The following is a 3,952-nucleotide window of genomic DNA, read 5'->3' as shown; positions in this document are numbered from 1 at the left end:
TTGTTAAAATTCCAGTTGTAAACACAAAAGGTGAATCAACAATTTCTCTAATTAAAAAATTATCAGCAGACAATGTTCGTTTAAATGTAACTGCTGTTTATACTTTAGAACAAGTTAAAGAAATTACTGAAGCTGTTACTGAAGGTGTACCAACATATGTTTCAGTATTTGCTGGCCGTATTGCTGATACAGGTGTAGATCCATTACCATTAATGAAAGAATCAGCAGAAATTACGCATAGTAAAGATGGCGTTAAATTATTATGGGCAAGCTGTCGTGAAGTAATTAATGTTATTCAAGCTGATGAAGTTGGTGCTGATATTATTACTTGTCCAGCTGATGTAGTTAAAAAAGTTAACACAAACTTAGGTAGAGATATCGACGAATTATCTGTTGACACAGTTAAAGGTTTTGCAAAAGATATCCAATCTTCAGGTTTATCAATTTTATAATCAATACCCCCTATAAACCCAATGTTTATAGGGGTTTTTTGTTCTTTCAAATAATAAAAAGGGCAGATGAGTCCGAATATATGACTATCATTGATACTTTGTAATAATATAGTGACCCCTTATAACATGATGCAATGTTATAAGGGGTCTTGATTGTAAAAATACATGCCCTAAAATTAATTAATTTATCAGGTCGATTCATTAGTTATTATGTGAATATTTATAAAAAATTCCAATTTATACTATGCAATTTTATGAATTAATATATAATTAATCATTGTAGTTTTAATTTTTAAAACATTGTGGCTATTAGCGCGTGACATGCTAAAGGAGTATAAAAAATGAAAGTAAATATTTTTAAACAAAAAGTAAAAAAGCAATTGTGGTTTTTAAATAAGAAAGAGAAGCGAATATTAGATGAAGTATTACAGGCAAAGATAGACAGTGATGAATCTGGTGAATTAAATCGACCAATCGCATTTTCAAATCAATTTTTAAAATCTTATATATTTAAGGAAAAGGTAACTTCAACGACACAATTATTTGTGATGTTAATAGGTATATTAGTTACATATATTGTGTTACTAGGTCTGTTTTTATTTGGCTTTTTAGCAAGTTTGTCTTCTGTTCAATACTTTATTAAACCAGAAGTACAGCTATCCACTGCGGTCGTTATATTAACACTAGTAGGGTCAATACTATTAATTATTCTTTGTTTGTATGCGATAAAGCAAGTGACTGCTTACTTTACGAAGAAACTGCTTGAATATAAACATAATAAAGATTTATAAGAGTAATTAATATGAATGGTGGGAAAGTGAAATACTTTCTTGCCATTTTTTGTATACAAAAGTATATGGTATTGTAACTTCTATATATTTAGTATTTTCAAAATAAATGACTGTACCATATTGTAATGACTTTAATCCGGTTATGGCCATTGCATTGATATAGTATTGGATTGCTGAACGTTTCGTAGTTAAAGGGAATAAAATTGTTTCACTATTTATGTATAAAGGTAAGAATTTTCTAATGTTCAGAGTCTGTTTTGCTTTTTTAGTTTGCAAGGGGATGGATAATTGTTGTGTTTCGAAAAAGTAATGCAGTGTTTTGTCCATTGTAGCGGGATAGAGGAAATGGTGTGTTGAAAAGTGGCAGAGTGTAAGTATTTGTGCTGATATATATGTTTTAAAATACAATAATTTTATATTCATTTTCATGTTTTGATAACCTCTTTATTTGGTATAGTAAGATAAATATTTTATTTTGATACTTTTTTGATAGTTCTTTAATGTTGAAATAGAACAATTTAAAAATTTTGCTAATTCTTTTTGTTTGTATCCTGCTAATTTGAGCTTTAACCAATATTGTTCTTTACGGGACAAAGTGGTAAGAAAATGGTTGTAGCAAGAAAGTTGTTCTAGTGAACTTTCATGTATTTGACTATCGAGCGTAATCGTATTAAAGTCGATGGGTTCAGTTTTTTTAATTGAGCGGAATAGATCGATGAGATAAAAATTCAAGCGGGTAAATAGAAATGTTTTTAACGACATTTGTTGGTTGGGATTGTATTCTTGGATTAACTCCCACATGCGTATAAATAACAATTGTGCAAATTCATCATAATTGTACTTTATATGGTACTTATTTAACAATGTAGCTATAATATAATTATACTCTGTTAGTTTTGATTCAATCATTCAATTTTTACTCCAAAGTTATATATATAACAAGTATTTCCGGATGGACATATTTTATAAATGAAAATAAAAATTTTCATTTGCTAAATATTAATAATAGGTGTTAAATAGTAGTCGTAGATAGTTAAATTTTAAGTTTAATGACACAAAAGCGTATTCAACTTAAAAATACTGCATTTTAAAGTATAATGTTAACTTCGGACTATATTCAGGAGGTTTATATGGATTACGCACATTTAAATTTAGAGCATTTTTTTGCTAAGCATAATGATTTAGATAGGATAAAAGATAAATCTGATTTTGTAATGATAAATAATGTTTCTAAAGAAATGAAATATCGTGATGGTGAGATTGAGGGAACAATTGATCTTAACCGATATTTTTATAAAAATAGATCACAAGCGATGAGTTTTATTATTATGGATTATAAAAGTCAAGAGTAATGAAATTAAAATTTCATTACTTTTTTTATGAATATGTAACAACCAATGTATAAAATTGTCTGTTCAACTATTTAGTGTTAAAATCTATTATCGGATAGCCTTAACTTATTTGTTTTTTGCACGATGATAGGGCTAAAATTTCAATTATTACCTATGAGGTGTGAACATGACGAAGCATAAAAAAGGGTCTTTGTTATCAATAATAGGATTATTGGTAGTTTTAGGCGTGGCTGCAGTCATTGTTTTTTCAATGATTTCAGATCAAATATTCTTTAAATCAGTTAATAAACAAGAAAGTGTTGAAAATCTAAAAGTGACTTTAGATAAAGCAGCTAAAAAACAAATTGATAATTATACAAGTCAACAAGTGTCAAGCAAAGATAATAAGACTTGGAGAGATGCGTCTTCAACTGAAATAAAAGATGCCATGGATAGTAATAAATTTATAGATAGCGATACACAAAAATATCAATTTTTAGAATTAGATCGTTATCAAGGCATAGATAAAAACAGAATTAAACGTATGTTGTTTGATAATCCAACGCTATTAAAACATACGGATGCATTTATTAATGCAGCGAAAGAGAAACATGTAAATGAAGTATATTTGATTTCGCATGCACTTTTAGAAACAGGATCTGCTAAAAGTGAATTAGCAAGTGGCGTAGAAATTGATGGCAAGAAATATTATAACTTCTTTGGTGTCGGGGCATTGGATGAGGATCCGATTAAAACGGGTTCAGAATATGCTAAAAAACACGGTTGGGATACACCTGAAAAAGCGATCAGTGGTGGTGCCGACTTCATTCATAGTCATTTCTTATCTAACAAAGATCAAAATACTTTATATAGCATGAGATGGAATCCGAAAAATCCTGGTGAACATCAATATGCCACGGATATAAAATGGGCGGAAAGTAATGCTAGTATTATGGCCAATTTCTACAAAGATATGAAAACTGAAGGTAAATACTTTAAATATTTTGTTTATAAAGATGATGAAAAGCATAGAAAATAAGTGAATATATCATTATTAATGTATTATTAAAAGAGCCCTTAACTGATTGTAGTTATTCAGTTAAGGGCTTTTTTATATGTACGATTAAAAATTTGTAAAAGTATTATGGCGAGACTCCTGAGGGAACAGGACGAGCTGAAGACTACATGCTGAAGCTGTCCCCTAGGAAAGCGAGCCGATAAAACAAGTTATTACAAAATAAATATCACAGTAAAAGTTTAAAAGTAAGTAGTCATTAAACTTAAAGATTTCTGTTTTAACACAAACACCTTAAATATAAAACAAAATGTATGATAAATAATTTTAAAGTAACAGTATAAAATTTGAGAAGTATTATGG

Annotated in this window: 6 protein-coding genes; 4 read left to right on the top strand and 2 right to left on the bottom strand. The window is 28.8% G+C overall.

What is annotated here, in order from left to right; translation table 11 throughout:
* Window positions 1-452 (top strand): transaldolase family protein (locus tag ACF91D_RS29545; protein WP_392438282.1); only part of this gene is annotated, 452 nt, incomplete at its 5' end.
* 341 nt (window positions 453-793) lie between these two features.
* Window positions 794-1,243, top strand: a complete 450-nt coding sequence (locus ACF91D_RS29540; protein WP_107528092.1) for a hypothetical protein — start codon at window positions 794-796, stop codon at window positions 1,241-1,243.
* A 6-nt stretch (window positions 1,244-1,249) separates the two neighbouring features.
* Here the strand turns inward: ACF91D_RS29540 and ACF91D_RS29535 are convergent, their stop codons facing one another.
* Window positions 1,250-1,672, bottom strand: a complete 423-nt coding sequence (locus ACF91D_RS29535; RefSeq protein WP_107528091.1) for a competence protein ComK — start codon at window positions 1,670-1,672, stop codon at window positions 1,250-1,252.
* Between the two features lie 15 nt (window positions 1,673-1,687).
* Window positions 1,688-2,152 carry a sigma-70 family RNA polymerase sigma factor gene (locus ACF91D_RS29530; RefSeq protein WP_107528090.1) on the bottom strand — a complete coding sequence of 155 codons (465 nt, stop codon included), beginning with the start codon at window positions 2,150-2,152 and terminating at the stop codon, window positions 1,688-1,690.
* A 221-nt stretch (window positions 2,153-2,373) separates the two neighbouring features.
* Here ACF91D_RS29530 and ACF91D_RS29525 point away from each other — a divergent pair, with 221 nt between their 5' ends.
* Both ACF91D_RS29525 and sagB read left to right on the top strand, forming a co-directional pair.
* A complete protein-coding gene (locus tag ACF91D_RS29525; protein ID WP_107528116.1) occupies window positions 2,374-2,595 on the top strand; it encodes a hypothetical protein in 222 nt (73 codons plus the stop codon).
* A gap of 166 nt (window positions 2,596-2,761) precedes the next feature.
* Window positions 2,762-3,613, top strand: a complete 852-nt coding sequence (gene sagB, locus ACF91D_RS29520; RefSeq protein ID WP_042738369.1) for a peptidoglycan release complex glucosaminidase SagB — start codon at window positions 2,762-2,764, stop codon at window positions 3,611-3,613.
* Window positions 3,614-3,952 lie beyond the last annotated feature (339 nt).

The organism is Staphylococcus sp. 231237_7MaSpsaltlick (assembly GCF_043107035.1).
Note: the sequence above shows the minus strand (reverse complement) of the source record. Positions and strands in the feature narration are given on the sequence as shown.